The sequence below is a fragment of the Acrocarpospora corrugata genome (assembly GCF_009687845.1).
In the GTDB taxonomy this organism is placed as follows: domain Bacteria; phylum Actinomycetota; class Actinomycetes; order Streptosporangiales; family Streptosporangiaceae; genus Acrocarpospora; species Acrocarpospora corrugata.
Map to the genome: position 1 here is coordinate 122,043 of NZ_BLAD01000041.1, position 21,528 is coordinate 143,570.

19 protein-coding genes and 1 pseudogene are annotated in these 21,528 nt (G+C 68.7%); 8 read left to right on the forward strand and 12 right to left on the reverse strand.

The window, feature by feature from the left end; translation table 11 throughout:
- Positions 1 to 70: 70 nt before the first annotated feature.
- The 4 genes from Acor_RS09045 to Acor_RS09060 all read right to left on the reverse strand — a co-directional run bounded on the left by Acor_RS09045 (position 71) and on the right by Acor_RS09060 (position 4,030).
- The gene (locus tag Acor_RS09045; protein WP_155336114.1) at positions 71 to 1,138 is read right to left on the reverse strand and encodes an NHL repeat-containing protein; all 1,068 of its coding nucleotides are present in this window, start codon (positions 1,136 to 1,138) and stop codon (positions 71 to 73) included.
- Positions 1,139 to 1,144: 6 nt separating this feature from the next.
- Positions 1,145 to 2,086, reverse strand: a complete 942-nt coding sequence (locus Acor_RS09050) for a nucleoside hydrolase (protein WP_155336115.1) — start codon at positions 2,084 to 2,086, stop codon at positions 1,145 to 1,147.
- Positions 2,087 to 2,103: 17 nt separating this feature from the next.
- Entirely contained in the window at positions 2,104 to 3,453 is a 1,350-nt protein-coding gene (gene cysS, locus Acor_RS09055; protein ID WP_155336116.1) for a cysteine--tRNA ligase, read from the reverse strand.
- 292 nt (positions 3,454 to 3,745) lie between these two features.
- On the reverse strand, positions 3,746 to 4,030 hold the full coding sequence (locus Acor_RS09060) for a hypothetical protein (RefSeq protein WP_155336117.1): 285 nt from the start codon (positions 4,028 to 4,030) through the stop codon (positions 3,746 to 3,748).
- Between the two features lie 299 nt (positions 4,031 to 4,329).
- Between Acor_RS09060 and Acor_RS09065 the strand changes: the two genes are divergently transcribed.
- The 5 genes and pseudogenes from Acor_RS09065 to Acor_RS46175 form a co-directional block, all read left to right on the forward strand.
- Positions 4,330 to 5,766: a helix-turn-helix domain-containing protein gene (locus Acor_RS09065; RefSeq protein WP_155336118.1), complete on the forward strand. Its 1,437-nt coding sequence runs from the start codon at positions 4,330 to 4,332 to the stop codon at positions 5,764 to 5,766.
- On the forward strand, positions 5,763 to 6,692 hold the full coding sequence (locus Acor_RS09070) for a phosphotransferase enzyme family protein (RefSeq protein WP_155336119.1): 930 nt from the start codon (positions 5,763 to 5,765) through the stop codon (positions 6,690 to 6,692). The genes Acor_RS09065 and Acor_RS09070 overlap by 4 nt, the downstream gene beginning before the upstream one ends.
- A gap of 236 nt (positions 6,693 to 6,928) precedes the next feature.
- Entirely contained in the window at positions 6,929 to 7,132 is a 204-nt protein-coding gene (locus tag Acor_RS09075; protein WP_155336120.1) for a cold-shock protein, read from the forward strand.
- A gap of 81 nt (positions 7,133 to 7,213) precedes the next feature.
- A complete protein-coding gene (locus Acor_RS09080) occupies positions 7,214 to 8,881 on the forward strand; it encodes an alpha-amylase family protein (protein ID WP_155336121.1) in 1,668 nt (555 codons plus the stop codon).
- Between the two features lie 257 nt (positions 8,882 to 9,138).
- A pseudogene (locus Acor_RS46175) lies at positions 9,139 to 9,537 on the forward strand (DUF998 domain-containing protein); the annotation flags it as partial.
- 75 nt (positions 9,538 to 9,612) lie between these two features.
- Here the strand turns inward: Acor_RS46175 and Acor_RS09090 are convergent.
- The 4 genes from Acor_RS09090 to Acor_RS09105 form a co-directional block, all read right to left on the reverse strand.
- Positions 9,613 to 10,590: a malate dehydrogenase gene (locus Acor_RS09090; RefSeq protein ID WP_155336122.1), complete on the reverse strand. Its 978-nt coding sequence runs from the start codon at positions 10,588 to 10,590 to the stop codon at positions 9,613 to 9,615.
- A gap of 37 nt (positions 10,591 to 10,627) precedes the next feature.
- A complete protein-coding gene (gene dapA / locus Acor_RS09095; protein ID WP_218034196.1) occupies positions 10,628 to 11,491 on the reverse strand; it encodes a 4-hydroxy-tetrahydrodipicolinate synthase in 864 nt (287 codons plus the stop codon).
- Positions 11,492 to 11,569: 78 nt separating this feature from the next.
- Positions 11,570 to 12,529 carry a cation diffusion facilitator family transporter gene (locus Acor_RS09100; protein ID WP_155336123.1) on the reverse strand — a complete coding sequence of 320 codons (960 nt, stop codon included), beginning with the start codon at positions 12,527 to 12,529 and terminating at the stop codon, positions 11,570 to 11,572.
- Between the two features lie 18 nt (positions 12,530 to 12,547).
- Positions 12,548 to 12,736, reverse strand: coding sequence for a hypothetical protein (locus Acor_RS09105; protein WP_155336124.1), 189 nt, complete (start codon positions 12,734 to 12,736; stop codon positions 12,548 to 12,550).
- Between the two features lie 123 nt (positions 12,737 to 12,859).
- Here Acor_RS09105 and Acor_RS09110 point away from each other — a divergent pair, with 123 nt between their 5' ends.
- Entirely contained in the window at positions 12,860 to 13,675 is an 816-nt protein-coding gene (locus Acor_RS09110) for a MerR family transcriptional regulator (RefSeq protein WP_155336125.1), read from the forward strand.
- Positions 13,676 to 13,765: 90 nt separating this feature from the next.
- On the opposite strand, the gene Acor_RS09115 is transcribed toward Acor_RS09110, so the two are convergent.
- The 4 genes from Acor_RS09115 to Acor_RS09130 all read right to left on the reverse strand — a co-directional run bounded on the left by Acor_RS09115 (position 13,766) and on the right by Acor_RS09130 (position 19,329).
- A complete protein-coding gene (locus tag Acor_RS09115) occupies positions 13,766 to 14,794 on the reverse strand; it encodes an FG-GAP repeat domain-containing protein (RefSeq protein ID WP_155336126.1) in 1,029 nt (342 codons plus the stop codon).
- A 261-nt stretch (positions 14,795 to 15,055) separates the two neighbouring features.
- On the reverse strand, positions 15,056 to 16,021 hold the full coding sequence (dapD, locus tag Acor_RS09120) for a 2,3,4,5-tetrahydropyridine-2,6-dicarboxylate N-succinyltransferase (protein ID WP_246238521.1): 966 nt from the start codon (positions 16,019 to 16,021) through the stop codon (positions 15,056 to 15,058).
- Between the two features lie 191 nt (positions 16,022 to 16,212).
- Positions 16,213 to 17,862 carry a sialidase family protein gene (locus tag Acor_RS09125; protein WP_155336128.1) on the reverse strand — a complete coding sequence of 550 codons (1,650 nt, stop codon included), beginning with the start codon at positions 17,860 to 17,862 and terminating at the stop codon, positions 16,213 to 16,215.
- Between the two features lie 54 nt (positions 17,863 to 17,916).
- On the reverse strand, positions 17,917 to 19,329 hold the full coding sequence (locus Acor_RS09130; protein WP_155336129.1) for a dihydrolipoyl dehydrogenase family protein: 1,413 nt from the start codon (positions 19,327 to 19,329) through the stop codon (positions 17,917 to 17,919).
- 108 nt (positions 19,330 to 19,437) lie between these two features.
- On the opposite strand from Acor_RS09130, the gene Acor_RS09135 reads away from it, so the two are divergent.
- Both Acor_RS09135 and Acor_RS09140 read left to right on the forward strand, forming a co-directional pair.
- Entirely contained in the window at positions 19,438 to 20,439 is a 1,002-nt protein-coding gene (locus tag Acor_RS09135) for an ATP-binding cassette domain-containing protein (protein ID WP_155336130.1), read from the forward strand.
- Positions 20,440 to 20,674: 235 nt separating this feature from the next.
- Positions 20,675 to 21,526 carry an ABC transporter permease gene (locus Acor_RS09140; RefSeq protein WP_155336131.1) on the forward strand — a complete coding sequence of 284 codons (852 nt, stop codon included), beginning with the start codon at positions 20,675 to 20,677 and terminating at the stop codon, positions 21,524 to 21,526.
- The last annotated feature ends 2 nt before the right edge of the window (positions 21,527 to 21,528 follow it).

Consider the following 21,528-nt stretch of genomic DNA (forward strand, 5'->3'; position numbering starts at 1 on the left):
CCATGTTTCGCGCAAAGTCCGGGTTTGTTTCCGGTATTGGTCGTTCAGCCACGGTTATTGCGGCACCTCCTCACCTGCGGCGCAAGAGGAAGTGCCGCTGGAAGTCGCCGCCCCCGGCCGCGACGGCCGCCCAGAGGCCGTGCCGGGTGCCGGGGATCCGGGCGAGGGAGACGCTCGTCACCGTCTGGGGGTCGTAGTCGCGCTGCCGGGGGATGTCCAGTCCCTGGCTCCAGGACGCTCGCGGGCTGCCCGCGCCGAGCCGGATGACCAGGACCCGGCCGCCGTTGTCGAAGTCGACGCCGCCGGCCCACACCTGGCCGCTCCCGTCACTCGTCAGCCCGGTCAGTCTGCCCTTCGTCACCGGGATGGCGATCTGCCGCCACGACTTGCCGTCGTAGCGCAGCACGATCGGCTTGGCGGAGGCGAAGGTGCTCCCGGTGTAGCCGACCGCCCAGACGTCGTTCTCGGCGGCCTGCCAGACCCGGGTGAGCACGCCGCCCGGGATGCTGGGCAACCAGTGCTCGGCGAAGCGCCCGTTCGAGCCGTGCACGATCATCGGCTGGGTGCCGGTGGAGCCGACCGCCCAGACGTCCCCGGTGGCGCTCTTGGCGGTGATCGCGTTCAGCGAGCCGGGGTTGGTGAACACGGTCGTGAATCCACCCGACTTGGTCCAGCTGAGCACGACGGCCCGGTTGTCGGTGGTGGTCCCGGCGAACCAGGGCCGCCCGGAGACCGCGACGTCGCTGATCCTGTTGTGCTCGGCCGCGCCGAACGGCTGGTAGGAGGTCCAGGCGCGCCCGTTCCAGTGCCCGGCCCACGCGGTCACGCCGTTGCCGACCGCCCAGACGTTGCCGGGGGAGGCGGCGCTGACGCCGTCGACGTGGAACGGAGGCGACTTGATCCCCGTGACCTTGCGCCAGGACCGGCCGTTCCAGCGCTGGATCGCGGCGCAACCCTCCCGGTCCTCGGCGCTGCACCCGTATCCGACCGCCCAGGCGTCGGCCGGGCCGCTGGCGGACACGTCCAGGAGCGCGCTGGCGCTGCCGATGCCCGAGGTCTTCTGAACCAACCAGGTGGGGGCGACGGCGGCCTGCTGGGGTGCCAGCAGGCCGAGCACCAGGAGAACGTGGGAGAACATGCTCCGTTAGATGCCGGAACCGAGCCCTTGGTTCACCCGCTCGTACGCCGACAGGGTCAGCTCCCAGAACCGGGCCACGTCGATGGAGGTGCCCACCCGCGCGTTGGGCACCCGGTCACCCAGATCGAAGTCGACCACCGTCATCCCGGAGGTGAACCGGCCGGCCGTCTCCACCTCGACCCAGGCCGACTCGAACTCGATCAAGGTCGGGTCGGCCAGGTAGGCGAGCGCGCACGCGTCGTGAATGGCCGGCCCGTCGCTGGCGGTGACCATCCCGTAGAAGGTCGCGCACGGGACCAGCAGATCCGCGCCGAGCCGGCCGAGCGCCCGCATCCGCTCCACCACCGGCCCGGTGGCCTGCGCCGTGGTCGACACGTCCAGGCCGATCTGGGTCACCGTCCACCCGGCCCGGAACACGATCGCGGCCGCCTCCGGGTCGGCGGCGATGTTGAACTCGGCGGCGGGCGTGCGGTTGCCGCGCGTGTAGGTGCCGCCGAGGATGGCGAACTCGCGCACCCAGTCGACGATCCTGGGCTCCTTGAGCACCGCCAGCGCGATGTTGGTCAGCGGCCCGATGGCGACCAGGGTGATCTCGCCGGGGTCGGCGCGCAGCGTCTCGATCAGGTAGTCGCTGGCGTGCCCGGGAGCCACCGGCAGGGTCGCCTCGGGCAGCACCGCGCCGCCCAGCCCGCCGGTGCCGTGCACGCGCGCCGCCTCGATCGTGCCGCGCAGCATCGCCCCGGCCGCGCCCGGCGTCACCGGCACCTCGGGGAAGCCGAGGAACTCGCGCAGCCGCAGCGCGTTGTCGGTCGTCCGGTCCAGCGACACGTTCCCGCCGACCGTGGTGACGCCCACGATCTCCAGGGCGGGGCTGCCGTGCGCCAGCGCGAGGGCCAGCGCGTCGTCGATGCCCGGATCGCAGTCAATGACGATCTTTTTCGGTGCCACGGCTTGGAGCTTAGTCGTCAGACGGTCAGCCGGTGATTAACCCGGCGGCCGATCAAGGCGCTGTCGATCTGCCGGTGCATCGCGTGCGCCCGCTCCAACTCGCCCGCCGCCGCGCTGGCTTCGGCGAGATTTCTGACCACGTGCAGCACGGCCCCGGCGACCTCCTGCAGCCGGGTTTCTCTGGCCCAGTTTTCGGCGAGTGGATCAAGCCCCAGGATTTCCAGCATCGCGCGCACCTCGCCGCATTTCGCGGCGGCCAGTTTCGGGTCGCCGGAATCCAGCGCGGCGTTTCCCTCGTTCACCGCGGCGTGCACCCGGGACATCGCCTGCGGCACGTTCAGGTCATGCTCCATCGCCTCGCTGAACAGGACCGGAAGTCGGTCGGCGGGCCGCTCGGCGACCCGGTGCACGAACCGCTCGATCCGCCGGTAGGCGGTCGCCGCCTCCTCCACCGCGGCCACCGAGAACTCCATCGGCGAGCGGTAGTGCGCGGCCGCCAGGTAATAGCGGAGTTCGACCGGCCTGATCCGCCGCAGCAGGGTGTGCACGGCCATCGGGTTCTTCACCACTTTGCGAATCTTCTCGCCCCGGTGGGTGACCGGCCCGTTGTGAATCCAGTAACGCGCGAATTCGTCGCCCGCGGCCCGGGACTGGGCGATCTCGTTTTCGTGGTGCGGGAAAACCAGATTGGCGCCGCCGCCGTGGATGTCGAATTCGCGGCCGAGGTACTTGCGGGCCATCGCGGAACATTCGAGATGCCATCCTGGACGGCCTTCGCCCCACGGCGCGGTCCAGATCGGCTCACCTGGCCGGGCTCTTTTCCATAAGGCGAAATCGCGCGGGTCGCGTTTTCCGTGGCCGTGCTCCTCGGTGCCGCGCATTTGGTCGGGGCGCTGCCCGGAGAGGGCGCCGTAGGCCGGGAAGGAATCTACCGAGAAATAGACGTCGCCCTCGACCTCGTACGCGTGCCCGGACCCGAGCAACTGCTCGATGAGCTCGATCATCTCCGGGATGTGCCCGGTCGCCCGGGGCTCCACGCTGGGCGGAAGGCAGCCGAGGGCCTCGTAGGTGCTCTTGAACGACCGGTACATCGGGTCGGTGATCCGCCACCAGTGCACGCCCTCGCTGAGCGACCGGCTGATGATCTTGTCCTCGATGTCGGTGACATTCCTGCAGAATATTACCTGATATTCCAGATGCCGCAGCCAGCGGTGCAGAATATCGAAATTCACCTGGGATCTGATCTGACCGACATGCGGTGGAACGACCACGGTGGGACCGCACAGATAAAGCGAGACCTTTCCCGGAATTCGGGGGGAGAAATCGCGGACCGAGCGACTGAAAGTATCGTAAAGGCGGAGACCCACCTACCTGAGGGTAAGCGACCATTCCCGTCGCTGTCGATAGGATTCGACGAGCCGAGGGCCGCACATCACGAATGCCCGATTGTGAGATACGTCAAACGGCAATTAATAGGCCGGAACCACCCTGGGATCCCGCTTCCATGGTAGACATCCTGTCGTTCTTCCGCTAACACCGCAGCTAACAGCGGCAAACACCCCGTGCACTCCTGGGTACGGCCCGCGTCCCTGTGTGGGCGGAAGGGGACACGCGGGTCGCGAAGATCGCGTGGCGCGAGCCGTACCGGCTGGGGTGGAACTAGCGTCGGATGACGTGCAGGACGCTCGCGATGCGCTCGGCGGCGGTGACGACGTCAGAGGCGTGCCCGATGCGGCCCGCCCAGGACAGCCAGTACCACCACTCGCCGTCGTTGGCGTTGGACGCGAGCACGTCCTCGGCCATGGCGGGAGCCATCGGGTTGACCACCCGCAGCCGCGGGTAGAGGCCGGCGGGCGCCGTCAGGCGCACCTGGAACGAGTGCGCCTCCAGCTGGGCGGCCAGCCGCTCAAGGTGGTCCATCGCCTCGCTGCGATCTGCCTTCATGGCCATCGTGGTCTCCCGGGGATGTTGGGACCTTTCACCGGAAAGGGTGAACCCGGGATGACCTACCGGCAATCCGACCCATTCGACGTATACGCGCAATAACCAGGGAAGTCGGCAGTATTCCGTGGAACAGACACGGTTCTGGGGGCACGAACGCATAACGGTGGTGGCGGTTGGGTGCGTGCCGGTTAACCTGTGGGAAATATCCGTAATAGCCGAACAGGGTGGTTCCCGGGCAGACTGGGGTACGGCCCGACCCCCACCAACGCCCCATATCCAGTAGTGGAAGGGCAGGCACCATGGCCCGAGGAGAGCACTCGCCCGCCTGTGCGCGCCGCTGGCGCGAGCAGGCGGAAGCCCGGCAGTGGACCCTGTGGCAGACGGTCCAGGCGATCCACGGCTGCTGCGGAGTCAGCATGCTCAAGGCGCATCGGCTCGGCCGCGGCTGGTCCGCCCGCCAGGCGATCGAGGAACTGGAGTTCCTCTGCGAACAGCAGGCGCTCGGCCTGCCCCGGGCCAGCATCGACCTGCTGAACGCCTGGGAGAACAACCGCGCCAGGCCCCGGCCGCAGACCATCGACCTGCTGGCCCGGCTGTACAAGGCCAACGCGGTCCGGCTCGGCCTGGCCGCCGACTACTGCGAGGATCCCGGCGGCGGCCAGAAGGTGGTCGTGGTCGCCAACGGCTCCAGCGACGACGGCGTGCACGTCGAGGACCTCGCCGACGACGACACCGACCGCCGCGCCCTGTTCCACCAGGCGATGCTGGCCGGCACCCCGAACGGACGTTTCTTCGCCGAAGTGGAAGGCACCCGGCACGATGTGGATCGGTCCCTGGCCACCGGCAGCGTCACCGAGGACCAGCTCGACCGGCTGGACGAGCAGGTGCTGCGCTATCGCCGGGAATACATGACCACCCCGCCGATGCCGATGCTCTGCCGGGTGATGCTCGAACTCGCCGACGTGCGCAAGCTGGCCGGGGCCAGGCAGCTGGCCAGCGTCCAGCGCCGCCTGCTCACCGCCACCACCATGCTCGCCCTGCTCACCGCCGACGCGCTGATGAAACTCGGCGACACCCGCCAGGCCCACGCCTGGTACGGCACCGCCCGCACCGCCTCCGACGACATCGGCGACCTGCGGCTGCGCGCCCTCGTCCGGGCCAACCAGACGATGCTGCCCTACTACTACGGCGACCTCACCGAGACCGTCAGGCTGGCCCGCGAGGCCAGGATGCTGGCCGGATCCGCGCCCAGCTCCCCGGCCGCGCTGGCCGCCGCCGCCGAGGCGCGCGCGCTGGCCCGGATGGGCGACCGCAAGGCCGCCAGGATCGCGCTGGCCGAGGCCGAGCAGATCTTCGCCCGGATGCGCGGCATGAGCCAGGACGACCTCGCCTTCGTCTTCACCGAGAAGCGGATGACCTTCTACCGCACCGGCACCCTGCTGGAGCTCGGCGACGAGTCCCAGGTGCAGGGCCTGGAATCGCTCGGCAGCGGCTTCCAGACCATCGACCCCGCCCTGATCCTGCTCGACCAGGCCACCCACCTGGCCCGGCACGGCGACCACGACGAGGCCTGCCGGCTGGCCGCCCAGGCGCTCGGCCAGGTCCCCGCCGAGCACCGCACCTCGATCGTCGTCACCCGGGCCAGAGCGCTGCTCAACGACGCCGACCCCCGGCTGCCGTCGGTCCGGCACCTCAACCAGGTCCTGTCGGAGTCCTCCCTCCGGCTAGCCATATGAACCACACCATCGCGCATTCCTTCACCGGGAAACCCCTGGCAGAAGAGGCGTTCACGGTGCTGCGCGCGGTCTGCGGCCAGATCGGGATCGAAGCCGAGGGCGCCCGCCTGATGCGGCTGCGCAGCAACGCGGTGTTCAAGCTGCGCAGCGAGATGGTGGTCAGGATCGCGACCGCCCCCGACGCGCTCACCCGCCTGCCGGTGGTGCTCGCGGTCGCCCGCTGGCTCGCCGAGCGCGGCTTCCCGACCGTCCGGCCGGTGGACGAGATCCCCGGCCAGCCCATCGTGTACGGCGGGCGCGCGGTCACCTTCTGGCGCTACGTGCGCTCCAACGGCCGCCCGACCACCAGCGAGCTCGGCCGGGTCCTGCGCAACCTGCACCGCGAACCGGTCCCGCCGATCGAGCTGCGCCGCCTCACCGATCCGCTGGCGGAGGTGCGGCACGCGGTGGAGCATCGGTCCGAGGTGCTCACGCCGTACCAGCGGGCCTGGCTGGGGGAGCGGATCTGCACCCTCACCGACCGCTGGCAGAGCCTGGACTCCGGCCCTCCGGTGCTGCTGCACGGCGACGCCTGGATCGACAACCTGCTCCGCTGCCGGGACGGCCACGCCGTGCTCTGCGACTGGGACGGCGTCGCCGTGGGCCCGCGTGAGTGGGACCTGGTGCACACCTACCACGGCCAGCGCCGGTTCGGCCTGACCACGGGGGAGGTGGACGCGTTCGCCCAGGCGTACGGATCGGACCTGCGGGAGTGGCCGGACTACAGCACGTTGATGGAGATCAGGGACATGTACGCGGTGGGGATCCACATCAGGAACGCCACCGGTGACCCCTTCTCCAGGCAGGAACTGCCCCGCCGTCTTGACTCCTTGACTCGGGGCGACGGGCAGGCCCGGTGGTACATGGCGGCCCCAGCCCTTAGCTGACAGGGGGTCTGAGCTGCGGAGAGGGGCCCTGTTTGGACATCCGGCTCAGGGCAGGTAGGCTGCTCGTGTTGCAGTGGTGTTTGTAAAAAAGCGCCTCGGGACCTTCCCGATGGAATGTCTCGACAGCGGGCGTGCTTGCTTCTCCAGCGTATTGCGCGGATGCAGGGTAGGGTCCGCTAAGCAGCCCCGTGTCATCGACCTGATGGCATGGTGAGGCTCCCGAAAAGGAGAAGCAGTTGTCTGAAGGCACGGTCAAGTGGTTCAACGCCGAAAAGGGCTTTGGGTTTATCGCTCCGGACGACGGTACCCCTGACGTGTTCGTGCACTACTCGGCGATCACGTCGAGTGGTTACCGCAGCCTCGACGAGAACCAGCGCGTCAGCTTCCAGACCGTTCAGGGCCAGAAGGGCCCCCAGGCCGAGAACGTAACGCCGCTCTAAGCCTGATCTAGAGAACAACCCGCGTCACTTCGGTGGCGCGGGTTGTTGTTTTTCCGGCGTTTCTGGGTAGTCGTGCCGGTCATGCGCCTGAGCCAGACCTCTGAACTGTGGTGGAAGAACGCCGTCATCTACTGCCTGGACATCGAGACGTACGCGGACGGCAACGGCGACGGCGTGGGCGACTTCCAGGGGGCGATCCAGCGGATCGACCATCTGGACCGCCTCGGCGTCACCTGCGTCTGGCTGATGCCGTTCTTCCCGACCCCGGACCGGGACGACGGCTACGACATCGTCGACTTCTACAGCGTCGACCCCCGGCTGGGCACCCTCGGCGACTTCGTGGAGTTCATGCGGGTGGCCAGGGACCGCGGCATCCGGGTGATCGCCGACCTGGTCGTGAACCACACCTCCGACCAGCACCCGTGGTTCAAGGACGCCAGGTCCAGCCGGGACTCCCGGCACCGGGACTGGTACATCTGGTCCGACGAGCCGGAGCCCGACGACCCGAAGGGCGTGGTCTTCCCCGACCAGGAGAACAGCCTCTGGGAGCTGGACGAGGACAGCGGCCAGTACTACTTCCACCGCTTCTACAAGTTCCAGCCCGACCTGAACACCGCCAATCCCGCGGTCCGCGACGAGATCGCCAAGATCCTCGGCTTCTGGATGGAGCTCGGGCTGTCCGGGTTCCGGGTGGACGCGGTGCCGTTCCTGGTCGAGCAGGTGGTGGAGAGCGACACGCTCCCCGACCCGCACGACTACTTCGCCGAACTGCGGGCGTTCATGAACCGCCGGGACGGCGGCGCGATGCTGCTCGGCGAGGTCAACCTGCCCTACGACGATTTAATGAAGTATTTCGGGAGCACGCCGCTCGGCAACGAGATCACGATGTGCTTCGACTTCATCGGCATGCAGCGGATGTACCTGGCGCTGGCCCGGGGCGACGCCCGTCCCCTGGCCGACTCGCTGCGGGACCGGCCGAAGCCGCCCAAGGACAGCCAGTGGGCCGGCTTCGTCCGCAATCACGACGAGCTCACCCTGGACAAGCTCACCAAGAAGGAACGCGACGAGGTCTTCAAGGCGTTCGCCCCCGAGAAGGGCATGCGGATCTTCGACCGGGGGATCCGGCGGCGGCTGCCCACCATGCTGGACGGCGACGCGCGCCGGATCCGGCTCGTCTACAGCCTGCTGTTCTCGCTCCCGGGCACGCCCGTGCTCTTCTACGGCGAGGAGATCGGCATGGGCGAGAACCTCGACATCGAGGGCCGCGCGGCCGTCCGCACCCCGATGCAGTGGACGCCGAACCTGCACGGCGGCTTCTCCACCGCCGAACCCGCCATCCCGATGACCGCCGGCCGGTACGGCCCTGAGGAGGTCAACGTCTCCGCCCAGCGGCGCGACCCCGACTCGCTGCTGATCTGGATCACCCGGCTGATCGAGCAGTACCGGGAGTGCCCCGAACTCGCCTGGGGCGACTACGACGTGCTCGACGCGGGCGACACCGCCGTGCTGGCACACAGGGCCGACATCGACGGCGGGACCGTGCTGGCGGCGCACAACTTCGCCGACCGGGACGTCGAGGTCGAACTCTCCCTGGACGGGCTGGACTCCGACCAGGTCCTCACCGACCTGCTCCAGGACGGCACGATCGAGATCTCCGACAAGGGCCTGGCGCGCTTCGACGTGGAAGCGTACGGCTGCCGGTGGTTCCGCGCGTCGACTCCGGAAACCGCGCCGGCCGACTCGACCTGATGGCCTCCCCTGAGGCTTCCCTTAGGCCCTGACCAGGCACGACAGCCACCGACCCCACGCCAACCCCGACGCTTGCCGAAATTTCGGCCTAGGGGTGGCTAAGGGAGGGGTCAGGGCTGGGTGGGGCCGATCTCCGATGGGGGCGGAGAGCGCTTCCCAGGACAGTCGATGTCATGGGAATGGTGCTGGGTTATCTGATCACCGCGCTGGGCGTGGCGGCCATGGCGCTGCTGCACGCGGTGTCCGGACTCAACCCGATGCGGGACATGATCAGCGAGTACGCCTGGGCCTCGCACGGCTGGCTGCTGCCGGTCGCGCTGACGCTGCTCGCGGTGGGCTCGTCGGTGCTGGGGATCGGCCTGGCCCGGCTGGACCGCAGGGCCGCGCTGCTGGTCGGGCTCTGGTCCGGCTGCCTGCTGATGGTCGGCGCCTTCCCGACCGACAAACCGGGGCTCTCACTCTCGCTGGCCGGCGGCATCCACCGGTACGCGGCCCTGATCGCCTTCATCGCCATGCCGACCGCCGGGCTGCTGCTGGCCAGGCGGACCCGATCCCGCGCGATCCGGGTGCTCAGCCTGATCGCGCTCGGGTCACTGGTGATGGTGGTCGTGCCGTACGCGATCCGGATGCTCGGCCTTGACCCGGGACTGGTGCCCGGCGGCCTCACCCAGCGGGTGACCGTCCTGTCGGAGGTCGCGCTGCTGCTGGTGGCCGCCGGGCACGCGGTCCGGCTAGATCAGGCCGAGCGCCTGCACCGCGTCGCGCTCGTCCAGCAGCTCGCGCACCGACAGGTCGATGCGCTCGCGGGAGAACGGGTCGATGGCCAGGCCCTGGACGATCTCCCACTGGCCGTTCGCGGCGGTCACCGGGAAGGACGAGATGAGACCTTCCGGCACCCCGTACGAACCGTCGGAGACGATCGCGGCCGAGGTCCAGTCGCCGGGAGCCGTGCCGTTCACCCAGGTGTGCACGTGGTCGATCGCGGCGTTGGCGGCCGAGGCCGCGCTGGACGCGCCACGCGCCTCGATGATGGCGGCGCCGCGCTTGGCGACCGTCGGGATGAAGGTGTCCCGCAGCCACTCCCCGTCCACCTGCTCGGCGGCGATCTTGCCGCCCACCTCGGCGTGGTAGAGGTCGGGGTACATGGTCGGGGAGTGGTTGCCCCAGATGGTCAGCTTCTTGATCTCGGTGACCGGGACCTGGAGCTTGGCGGCCAGCTGGGACAGCGCCCGGTTGTGGTCCAGCCGGGTCATCGCGGTGAACCGGTCGGCCGGGACGTCCGGCGCGTGGCTGCGGGCGATCAGCGCGTTGGTGTTGGCGGGGTTGCCCACCACGAGCACCCGGATGTCGTCCGCGGCGTGGTCGTTGATGGCCTTGCCCTGCGGGCCGAAGATGCCGCCGTTGGCGGAGAGCAGGTCGCCCCGCTCCATCCCGGCCGTCCGCGGCCTGGCGCCGACCAGCAGCGCCACGTTCGCGCCGTCGAAGGCGACGTTCGGGTCGTCGGTGATCTCAATGCCCTGCAGCAGCGGGAACGCGCAGTCGTCGAGCTCCATCGCGGTGCCCTCGGCCGCCTTCAGCGCCGGGGTGATCTCCAGCAGGCTCAGCGACACCGGGGTGTCCGCACCGAGCAGCTGCCCCGAGGCGATCCGGAAGAGCAGAGCGTAACCGATCTGGCCGGCCGCGCCGGTGACGGTCACTTTGACGGTCATGACATTCCCTCTCGGCGAAAAGTGTGTCCTCCGGAGCCTACTCGCATGCCTGTCTGAGGTGCTTCAGGAGGTCGGTGTCGGCGGGGACGAGCGGAAGCCGTACCGGGCCGGCGGGAAGGCCGCGCTGGTTGAGCAGGGCCTTGACGGTGACCGCGCCCGGGGCCCTGGTCATGATCGCGGAGACCACGGGGGTCAGGTCGAGGTGGAGCCGGGTGGCCCGCCTGGCGTCGCCCCGGTGGTGGGCGTCGAGCATGGCCTTGGTGGTGGCGCCGGCGACGTGGCCGATGGTGCTGATGACGCCGGTCGCGCCGATGGCGGCCAGGGGGAGGTTGAGCTCGTCGGCGCCGGAGTAGTAGAGCAGGTCGGTGGCGGCGAGGATCTCGGCGGACTTGAGCAGGTCGTAGGCGGCGTCCTTGACGCCGGTGACGCCGGGGTGCTCGGCCAGCCGGAGCAGGGTGTCGGTGGTGAGAGCGGTGCCCGTTCGCTGCGGGATGTCGTAGACGGTCACGGGCAGCGAGGTGGCGTCCGCGATGGCGGTGAAGTGCTGGAAGATGCCCTCCTGGCTGGGCCGGCTGTAGTAGGGCGTCACCGCCAGGAGGCCGTCCGCGCCCGCCTTTTCGGCCGTTCTGGCCAGCTCCACGGCGTGCCGGGTGTCGAAACTGCCCGCCCCCGCGATGATCGTCGCCCGATCGCCCACCGCCTCGGCGACCGCGCGGACCAGGGTCTCCTTCTCCGCGTCCGTGGTCGTCGGCGCCTCCCCGGTGGTCCCGTTGACCACCAGGCCCTCACCGGCCTGCTCCTCGATCAGGTACGTGGCGAGCGCCTGGGCACCCTCGGCGTCGAGCGAACCATCCTCGTGAAACGGGGTCACCATCGCCACGAACATCCTCTTATGACTCATATGGCGACTCTGCGGGAGCAGGATGTTGTACGTCCAGTTAGATTTGATTCGCTGAGAGTTAAGTGAATCTGAATCCTGCTACTTCGCGGGCTTGTGGGACGGCCCATGCGGGGCACGGCAGTGCGCGTCCTGATCGCCGATGCTGAGCAGCTCGGGCGTGGCGTGATCGACCTGGAGCGTGGTGTGCTCGATGCCGTAAGTGGCGTGCAGGAGTTTCTCCGTGGCCAGGCGGACGGCGTGGCAGTCGGCGGCCGGGTCCACCAGGACGTGCGCCGACAGGGCGGCGTAGCCGGAGGTGACCTCCCAGACGTGCAGGTCGTGCACCTCGACCACCGAGCCGAGCGCCGCCATCCGGCCGCCGATCTCGTTCGGGTTCATCCCCGCCGGAGCCGCCTCCATGAAGACGCGGCCCGAGTCGCGCACCAGCCCCCAGCCGGCCTTCAGCATCAGCGCGGCCACCACCAGGGCGGCCAGCGCGTCCGCCTGGGACCAGCCGGTGAGCAGGATGACCAGGCCGGCGATCGTGGTGGCGATGAACGCGTACAGGTCGTTGAGCACGTGCTGGAAGGCGCCCTCGACGTTCAGGCTGGACCGGTTGGCCCGGCTGATCAGCCAGGTCGCGGCCAGGTTGACCACGATCCCGGCCAGGCCGACGATCACCACCAGGCCGCCCCGCACCTCGGGCGGGGCGATCAGGCGGCGAACGCCCTCGTAGGCGAAGTAGACGGTGAGCAGCAGCAGCGTGATGCCGTTGAGCTGGGCGCTGATGATCTCCGCGCGCCGCAGCCCGTAGGTGAAACCGCCCTGCGGCGGCCGGGCGGCGATCCGCATCGCGATCAGAGCGACCACGATGGCCGCCGCGTCCGTCAGCATGTGACCGGCGTCGGTGATCAACGCCAGCGAGTGAGCGATGAGGCCGACGACGACCTCACCGGCCATGAACGCGACGATCAGCACCAGGGCGCCGCTCAGGTAGCGCCGATCGGCTTCCTTGGTGAGAGCGTGCCCATGACCGTGCCCGTGTGCGTCACCGCTCATGTGACGAATATACGAAACCTAGGAGTAGTCGGAATCCTTGTTCCGAGAGGCTCCTGACCTGGTGAGGCGCATGACGCCCATCACGGCGACCGCGAGCACACCGATGATCAGAACCCACTTGAGCATGCTGAACACGAAGCCGATCAGCCACCCGATGACGAAGAAGCCCACCACGGCCAGCGCGGCGATCATAAGAATGCGTCCCATGTCTTCACGGTACGACGCGATCGCCCAAGAAGCGCGGGCCGGAGTTCAACCTCAGGGATAAGTCAGGGTCCTCCAGTACGTATTGACTCTGACATCGTGTGAGGGTCTACACCGGGAGGCGTCATGTTCAGCATCGGAGACTTCGCCAGAATCGGCCGTGTGTCGATACGCATGCTGCGCCACTACGACACGGTGGGGCTGCTGCGTCCCGCCCGGGTCGACCCCGTCACCGGCTACCGCTACTACCAGGCGGCTCAGCTGGCCCGGCTCAACCGCCTGATCGCGCTGAAAGACCTCGGGTTCACGTTGCAGCAGGTCGCGGGCGTGCTCGACGACAAGGTCAGCGTGGACGAACTGCACGGCATGCTGCGGCTGCGGCAGGCCGAGCTGGAGGACCAGGTTGTCCGGGATCGGGCCAGGCTGGCCGGGGTCGAGGCGAGGATCCGAATCATCGAAAGGGAGGGCGTCATGCCCGCAGACGTCATCGTCAAGAGCGTCCCCGCCGTCCGCCTCGCCGAACTCTCCGGAGTCGCGGAAAGCTACGAGACCGAACACATCAGCCCGGTCATCCAGCCGCTTTACCCGGAACTGATGGACCGCCTGGAGAAGGCCGGGGTCACGATGGTCGGCCCCGGCATCGCGTACTACGAGGTGGTCCCCGACGGGATCCTGGTCCACGCCGGCGCCCCCGTCAGCGTGGAACCGAACGCCGGCTACGACTTCGACGTGGTCGACCTGCCGGCCCTCGAGCTGGTGGCCACCTTCCTCCATCACGGCTCGATGGACGACGTGGACTCCTCGGTCCAGCAACTGGCCCGCTGGGTCGAAGACAACGGCTACCGCAGCGTCGGCTTCATGCGCGAGGTCTACCTGGAGTACGGGAAGGGCGACCCCTCCACTTGGGTGACAGAACTTCAGGAAGTCATCGTCCCCGCCTGATTCCCCGGGTGAACCGCTGCGATCGACGTGCCGGTCCCAGGGCTCCCGCCTCTCGCCGGATGGCAGGGGCGGGAGCCGAGGTGAGGAGTGTCAGGGGATCGGGTGGTTGGTCACCGTGAAGGTGTTGTCGCTGAGATGGAGGAAGGCCACCGGCACGCTGAACCAGCCTGCCCCGCCGGTCACCGCGACATCGGATGCTCCGTCGCCGTTGAAGTCACCACCGACGGCTTTGACCCCGGGGAGCGCGGCCCAGCCGGCGAAGCCACTTGCTGGGTAGGAGAAGAAGTTGCGGATGAAGTAGCCCTTGGTATCTAGATCATTTTGCCCCATTGCCGAGATGGCGTCCGATCTGAGCAAGAGGAAGTCGTCCCGCTCGCTCAGGTTCTGGTTGCGGTGGTAGTTCCCGATCAGTGCGGGCTTTGAAGATTGGTTCACATACCCCCCCAAATTCTGAGTCGTGAACGTGCCGTCTCCGCGGGAAAGGAGGTGGTGGACGCCGTGGCCGAGGGCGTCAGAGCCCATCTGGGTCAGGTCGGCTTTGCCGTCCCCGTTGAAGTCACCGCTCCCGACTTCGGCCGATGGGTCGGCGACCCAGTTCCGCCAAGTGGATGAAACCGGCTGGTTGGTGACGGTGAAGCTGTAGTTGGTGGTGGCGAAGGCGACCGGCAGGGTTGTCCAGTGGGTTGGGCCGGTGAGCATCAGGTCGGTCAGGCCGTCGGCGTTGACGTCCCCGGCCGCTATCCTGGCGGCGGGGTCGCCGGCCCAGAGGTACCAGTCGCCGGGAACGCTGTAGTCGACGACGTTGAAGGTGCCGTCACCCTTGGACAGGGCCACTTTGACGACGCCGAACCAGTTGTCCGGCCCGGTCATGATCAGGTCGGCGCGCTTGTCGTTGTTGACGTCGCCGACTGCGATTTTGGCCTTCGGGTCGGCGGCCCAGATCGCCCAGCCGCCGCCGATGGGGGCGTTGCTGATGCCGAAGGTGCCGTCGCCCCGCGAGAAGGCCACGGGCAGGGTGGACCACTCGCTCGGACCGGTCATGGCGAGGTCGTCGTAGCCGTCGTTGTCGAAGTCGCGGGGTAGAGCTTGGCGGTCGAGGCGGTGGCCCAGCTGGCCCAATGACTGACCAACGCGTTCGCGGACGGGGCCCCGACGGCCGCCACGGTCGTTGAAGCGAGGGTGACCGCTAACGCGATCAACCCGCGCCGGATGTTTTTCGACACTGGTTCGATTCCGTTTCACTGAGGTGGTATCGGCTCAGTGTTGAACGGCTCCATGTGATCGAGAGGGTGATGGGGCGTTTGGGCCTTTTTGGGATAAGGGGGCATCGCGAGTTTCGGCGCGCGATCGGGGGGAGCCCCCGTACCCGAATGGCCAGGGTCAGTCGTTGGCGTGCAGGGCCGCGTTCAGTTCGATGCCGGTGCCCTTGCGGGGGACGGCTTCGACGGTGCCGGTGGTTGAGTTGCGGCGGAACAGGATGGCGTTCTGGCCGGAGAGGTTGAGGGCCTTGGTGATCGTGCCGTCGGGGAGGGCGACCTTGGTGCCGGCGGTGAGGTAGAGGCCGGCTTCGATGACGCAGTCGTCGCCCAGGGAGATGCCGCAGCCGGCGTTGGCGCCGAGCAGGCAGCGTTCGCCGATGGAGATGGTCTCCTTGCCGCCGCCGGAGAGGGTGCCCATGATCGAGGCGCCGCCGCCGACGTCGGAGCCGTTGCCGACCACGACGCCGGCCGAGATGCGGCCTTCGACCATGGAGGCGCCGAGGGTGCCGGCGTTGAAGTTGACGAAGCCCTCGTGCATGACCGTGGTGCCGGAAGCCAGGTGGGCGCCGAGGCGGACGCGGTCGGCGTCGCCGATCCGGACGCCGGTGGGGAGGACGTAGTCGACCAGGCGGGGGAATTTGTCGACGCTGTAGACGGTGACGGGGCCGCGGGAGCGCAGGCGGAGCCGTACCGACTCGAAGTTCTCGACGGGGCAGGGGCCGTGGTTGGTCCAGACGACGTTGGCCAGCAGGCCGAAGAGTCCGTCCAGGTTGAGGCCGTGCGGGCGGATCAGGCGGGTGGACAGCAGGTGCAGGCGGAGGTACGCGTCGTGGGCGTCGGCGGGGGCTTCGGTGAGCTTGCCGATGCCGGTGCGCACGGCCACGACCTCGACGCCGCGGTCCGGGTCGGGGCCGAGGTGGGCGGCCAGGTCGCCGGCCTCTTCGGCGGAGAGGCGCTGGGTGCCGCGGGCGGAGGGCTCGCCGAGGGTGGGCGCGGGGAACCAGGTGTCCAGAACCGTGCCGTTGGCGGCGATCGTCGCCAGGCCAATGCCGTACGCACCGGTGGTGCCCGAATCAATAACTGTCACGTGCCTCAAAATACCGGGCGGGCGACCACCGCAATGGACGGGTGCGGGCGTCGGGGGCTTCCGTCGCCGCGAAATGGCCGTCCTCGCCGGAGTCCGACCAGCGCACGATGTTGTCGCGGTCATCGGGCGCCTGACCCCTGGCAGGCGCACGATGTTGTCGCGTCATCGGGCGCCAGACCTCTGTTAGGCGGTCACGCGTCGTCGCTCGGGTCGCGGGTGGGTGTGACCTTGGTCCAGGAGATGTGGGCCTCGGCGGCGTTGCCGCCTGACGTTCCGGCCACCCAGTGGGTTACGGAGGGTTTCTCGCCGCTGTCCTGGATGATCCAGGTGACGCCGGTGTCCGCGTTGTCGCGGAACAGGCGGGCGAGTCCGGCGCTGTCGGTGGTCACCTTCCAGGTCGCCTCGGCCAGGGGGGTCGAGTGGACGCGCTCCCAGGTCGTCGAGCCTTTGCGTATCGTCCAGATGCCGCCGCGCTGGATGGTCAGCATGAGGCGTCTCGCGCCGTTGCAGATCTTGGTGCCGAGGCTGACGCCCTGGCCGGTGCGTGGGTCCAAGGCGCTGTCGTCGAGGACGCGGCCGTGGAACTCGACGGTGAAATCGCAGAGCGCGATCAGCGGGGCGGTGGCCCTGACCGGGGTCGCGGTGGTGCTGCGGAGGTGGAGGCCGGTTTCGTCGTGGCGGGCGCCGGGGTCGAGGGTCCAGGGGCCGGGGGCGAGGTCGGCGGGGAGGTCGTCGTTGAGGTCGAGGGTCGCGACCTTGATGTTGATCTGGTTGTGCTCCCAGACGATGGCGAACTTGCCGGGGGCGAATTCGTCGCCGCTGGGGTAGACGTCCCAGCCTCTGGCCGCGCCCTGGGTCAGCCGGGGGCCGTCGGCGAAGAGCCTGCCGGGGCGCCAGGGCTCGCCGGGGGTACGGACCTTGTAGTGGAGGACTTCGCGGTAGCGGTCGGGTCTGCTCGGGGCGGAACCGGCGAAAGGTCCGGCGAGAGTGTTGTAGATCGCGAGGTGCCGGCCGTCGGTGGCTCGCGCGTAGAAGGTTTTCACGTAGTAGTTGGGGAGTTCGGGGTCGAGCGTCATGGGCGCCCAGGTCAGGCCGCCGTCGGTGCTGGTAGTCGTGGCGGAGTAGGTGGCGTGGGTGCGGTAGTGGGCGTCCCGGTTCTCGGGGGACGCAGTCCGTACCAGCGCGCGGGTGACCATGAGCAGTGTGTCACCGTCCGTGACGATCTGGGGCTCCTCGACGCCGATGCCGGGAGGGTTCGTGGCGAGGGCGCCGGAGGTCCAGATGCGCAGGTCGGAGGAGCGCAGCACGCCCGCCTGGGACGCGCCCGCGCCCTGCCGCCAGTACGGGATCAGCCACCCGCCCCGATGCTTCACCGGCTTGCCCGCCACGACGACCCCCCGGTTGTTGCCCGGAACGTCCACGGTTATCGGGAAATCTGACCATGTCTCGCCACGGTCGGTGCTTCGTTTCATGGTCAGGCGGGTGGGGAAGCCGTCCACGTCGTCGCCCTGGCGGTCCTCGGCGATCGTGATGCGGCCGAGCAGCGCGTACAGGACGCCGTCGTCGTTGAGTAAGACGCAGTAGTGGAACCGGTGGGTGGCCGTGGCCGGAGCGAGGGTGCCCTTCGTCCAGGTACGGCCGCTGTCGCTGGATCGCGCGTACCGGATCGAGCCCTGGTCGGTCGCCGTGGGGTCGCGGGCGTCCCGCAAGCCCGCGCGCCAGGCCACGATCCAGCGCCTCGCGTCCAGCGTGACGATGTCCGGCACGCGGTTTCCCTCGTGCCGGAGTTCGCCGGATCCATCCCGTTCGGCCGTCGAATCTACGACAATCGGCTCGCTCATGGGACCTCACCGAACCGTCATCACGGGGTCGACCGCAAGAAACTCCAGGTGAACTTACAAGCCATAAGCCTCAAGCAGGCGCAACCAGATCTCGCTGACCGCCGGGAACACGGGAATGGCGTGCCAGAGATCGTCCAGCGGCACTTCGGCGGTGACGGCGATCGTCGCGCCGTGCAGCAGATCGGCGATCCCGGGACCGACGAAGGTGACCCCCAGCAGCACCCTCCGGTCCTCGTCCACGACCATTTTGGCCCGGCCCTTGTACCCATCCGCCTGCAGGTACGCCCCCGTCACCAGGCCGATGTCATACTCCACCGCCCGGACGTTGAAACCGTCCCTGCGGGCCCGCTCCTCGGTGCGCCCGACCGCGCACACATGCGGGTCAGTGAAGATCACCTGCGGCGAGCCCATCGCGTCGGCCCGGTCCCGCATGGACGGCAGATCGTCCGGCGCGCCGGCGACGCGGGCCACGATCACATCCCCGGCGATCCTCGCCTGATATTTCCCCATGTGGGTGAGCATGCTGCGGTTGTTGACATCCCCGACCGCGTACAGCCAGCCGGCCTCGACCTCGGTGGCCCGCATGCTGTCATCCACCGCCACCGGGGCCCCGTCGGGCAGCCCGATCAACGGCAGGCCCATGTCGGCGCTGCCCGGATCCCGGCCGGTCGCCACCATGATCTCGTCCGCGGTCAGCCGGGTGCCGTCCGACAGATCGACGGTCACCTCGCTCCCCGGAACCGGCCGCTCCACCTTCTCGATGGTCGTGTTGAACCGGACGTCGATCCCGGCCTCGCGCAGCGACGCGGTGACCATCTCACCGGCGAACGGCTCGGTCCGCTCCAGCACCCGATCCTTCCGCACCACCAGCGTGGTCTCCTTCGCGCCCAGCGCGTGCAGAGCCTGCGCCAGCTCGCAGGCCGCCACCCCGCCGCCCATCACGATCAGCCGCGCCGGCACCTCCTTGACGGCGGTCGCGTCCTTGGTCAGCCACGGATCGGCCGCCGCCAGCCCCGGCACCCGCGGAATCACCGGCGTGCTCCCCGTCGCCAGCACCACCGCATGCCGCGCCGTGAGCAGGCGCTTCCCGCCATCGGCCGCGGTCACCTCGACCTGCCGCGGACCCGCGATCCGCCCCCGCCCCCGGATCACCGTTCCATGCACCGACTCCAGCCAGCGGACCTGGCCAGAATCGTCATAGCCCGACACCGCCTCATCCCGCCGCGCGAGCACCGCCGGCACATCGATCGGCCCGACCGACAACCCCGGCTGCCGGCCCACCTCCGCGACCAGCTCCATCGGGCGCAGCAGTGCCTTACTCGGAATACACGCCCAATAGGAACAATCACCCCCCGCGAGGTCCTGCTCCACCACGGCCGCGGTGAGGCCGCCGCGCGTCACCCGGCCAACCACATTCTCGCCCGCCGGCCCGGCGCCGATCACGATCACGTCGAAGACGTCAGACATAGCTCCCCCGATCCTCGCTCCGGACCGTACCCGCCCATTGATCGACTACCCGCTAGATCCGATCTAGCGGCCTCTCTCGCGCCTGGAGGGTGACAGAGAGGGTCACCCATGATTCAACGAGACACCACCCCGGCCATCGAGACCTCCGGCCTGGTCAAAGTATTCGGCACCACCCGCGCCGTCGACGGCCTCGACCTCACCGTCCCCGCCGGCTCGGTGTACGGCGTGCTCGGCCCCAACGGCGCCGGCAAGACCACCGCGGTCAGAATGCTCGCCACCCTGCTCCGCCCCGACGCCGGCGAAGCCCGCGTCTTCGGCCTGGACGTGGTGCGGAAGGCCGACGCCGTCCGCGGCATGGTCAGCCTGACCGGGCAGTACGCCTCGGTTGACGAGGACATGACCGGGGCGGAGAACCTGATTCTGCTGGGTCGGCTGCTCGGATATCGGAAGCCTGAGGCGCGTGTCCGGGCCTGGCAGTTGCTGGAGGCGTTCGGGCTTACCGATGCCGCTGATCGGCAGGTGAAGAACTATTCCGGTGGGATGCGGCGAAGGGTGGATATCGCCGCCAGCATCCTGAACACGCCTCGGCTGCTGTTTCTGGATGAGCCGACGACGGGGCTTGATCCGCGTAGTCGCAATCAGGTGTGGGACATCATTCGGGCGGTGGTCGCGCAGGGGACGACTGTCTTGCTGACCACGCAGTATCTGGATGAAGCGGATCATCTGGCGGGTCGGATCGCGGTGATCGACGCGGGGCGGGTGATCGCGGAGGGGACTCCTGGGGAGTTGAAGTCGTCCATTGGGGCGGGGACGGTGCATTTGCGGTTGCGGGATGCCGGGCAGCGGGGGGAGGCGGAGCGGGTGCTGGCTCGGGTGCTGAAGGTGTCGGTGCAATTGGATGCGGATCCGGTGGCGCTGACTGCTCGGGTCAGTGGGGCCGGGAGTGACGTGGAGATGGATCGGGGGGCGGCTGAGCAGGCTTCGCGGGCGTTGTCGGAGCTGGCGGCGGCGGGGATCGTCGTGGACGAGTTTTCGCTGGGGCAGCCGAGTTTGGATGAGGTGTTTTTGGCGCTGACGGATCGCCGGGCTAGTGCGGAGGAGGCCGCGTGAGGGTGATCCAAGGGTGCCAGGTGTTGCGGGGGGCGGCCAGGCGTGAGCGATCCAAGGGGGTACCGAGCGTTGGCGGGGCGTGCGGGGGGTGGCCGAGCGAGGGGCCCAAGCGGGTGCCGCGTGTTGGCGGAGCGCGTCGGTGCGGGGGGATGGCCGAGCGCGAGCGACCCAAAGGGCGGGTGGGTGGGATGACCCACCGTAAGCAATACGGACGTTTTGTGGAGGAGAGAGCGGTATGAGTGCTACCACGGAGAACCTCGCGCCGGCTGTGCCGTACACGCCGGCGCTGGAGAGTATCGGGGCGGTTATGGCGCCGGGGGATCGGCCGCCGCGGCCGAGTGCGCTGTCGGCGTCGATCACGTTCGGCTGGCGGGCCATGCTGAAGATCAAGCACGTGCCCGAGCAGCTCTTTGACGTCACCGCGTTCCCGATCATGATGACGTTGATGTTCACCTACCTGTTCGGAGGCGCGCTGGCCGGATCCACCGGCGATTATCTGCAGTATCTGCTGCCGGGCATCATGGTGATGAGCGTCGTGATGACCACTATGTACACCGGCGTCTCGGTCAACACCGACATCGCGAAGGGCGTTTTCGACAGGTTCCGCACGCTGCCGATCTGGCGGCCCGCGGCCCTGGTCGGAAACCTCCTCGGCGACCTGCTCCGCTACGTGCTGGCCTCCACGACGATCATCATCGTCGGCCTGATCATGGGCTTCCGCCCGGCGGGCGGCGTCGTCGGCGTACTGGCCGGAATCGCCCTCCTGGTCGTCTTCTCGTTCGCGTTCTCCTGGATCTGGACGATGTTCGGCCTGTTCCTGCGCAGCGAGAAATCGGTCATGGGCGTCAGCATGCTGTTCCAGTTCCCGCTGACCTTCCTCAGCAACGTCTTCGTCGAACCCACCACCATGCCCGGCTGGCTCCAGGCCTTCGTCAACGTCAACCCGATCACCCACGTGGTCTCCGGCGTACGCGACCTGATGGCCGGCAACTGGGACACCGGCGAGATCACCTGGGTCCTGATCTCCTGCGTGATCATGACAGCCGTCTTCGGCACCATTACCATGCGCCTCTACAACCGCAAGTAGCC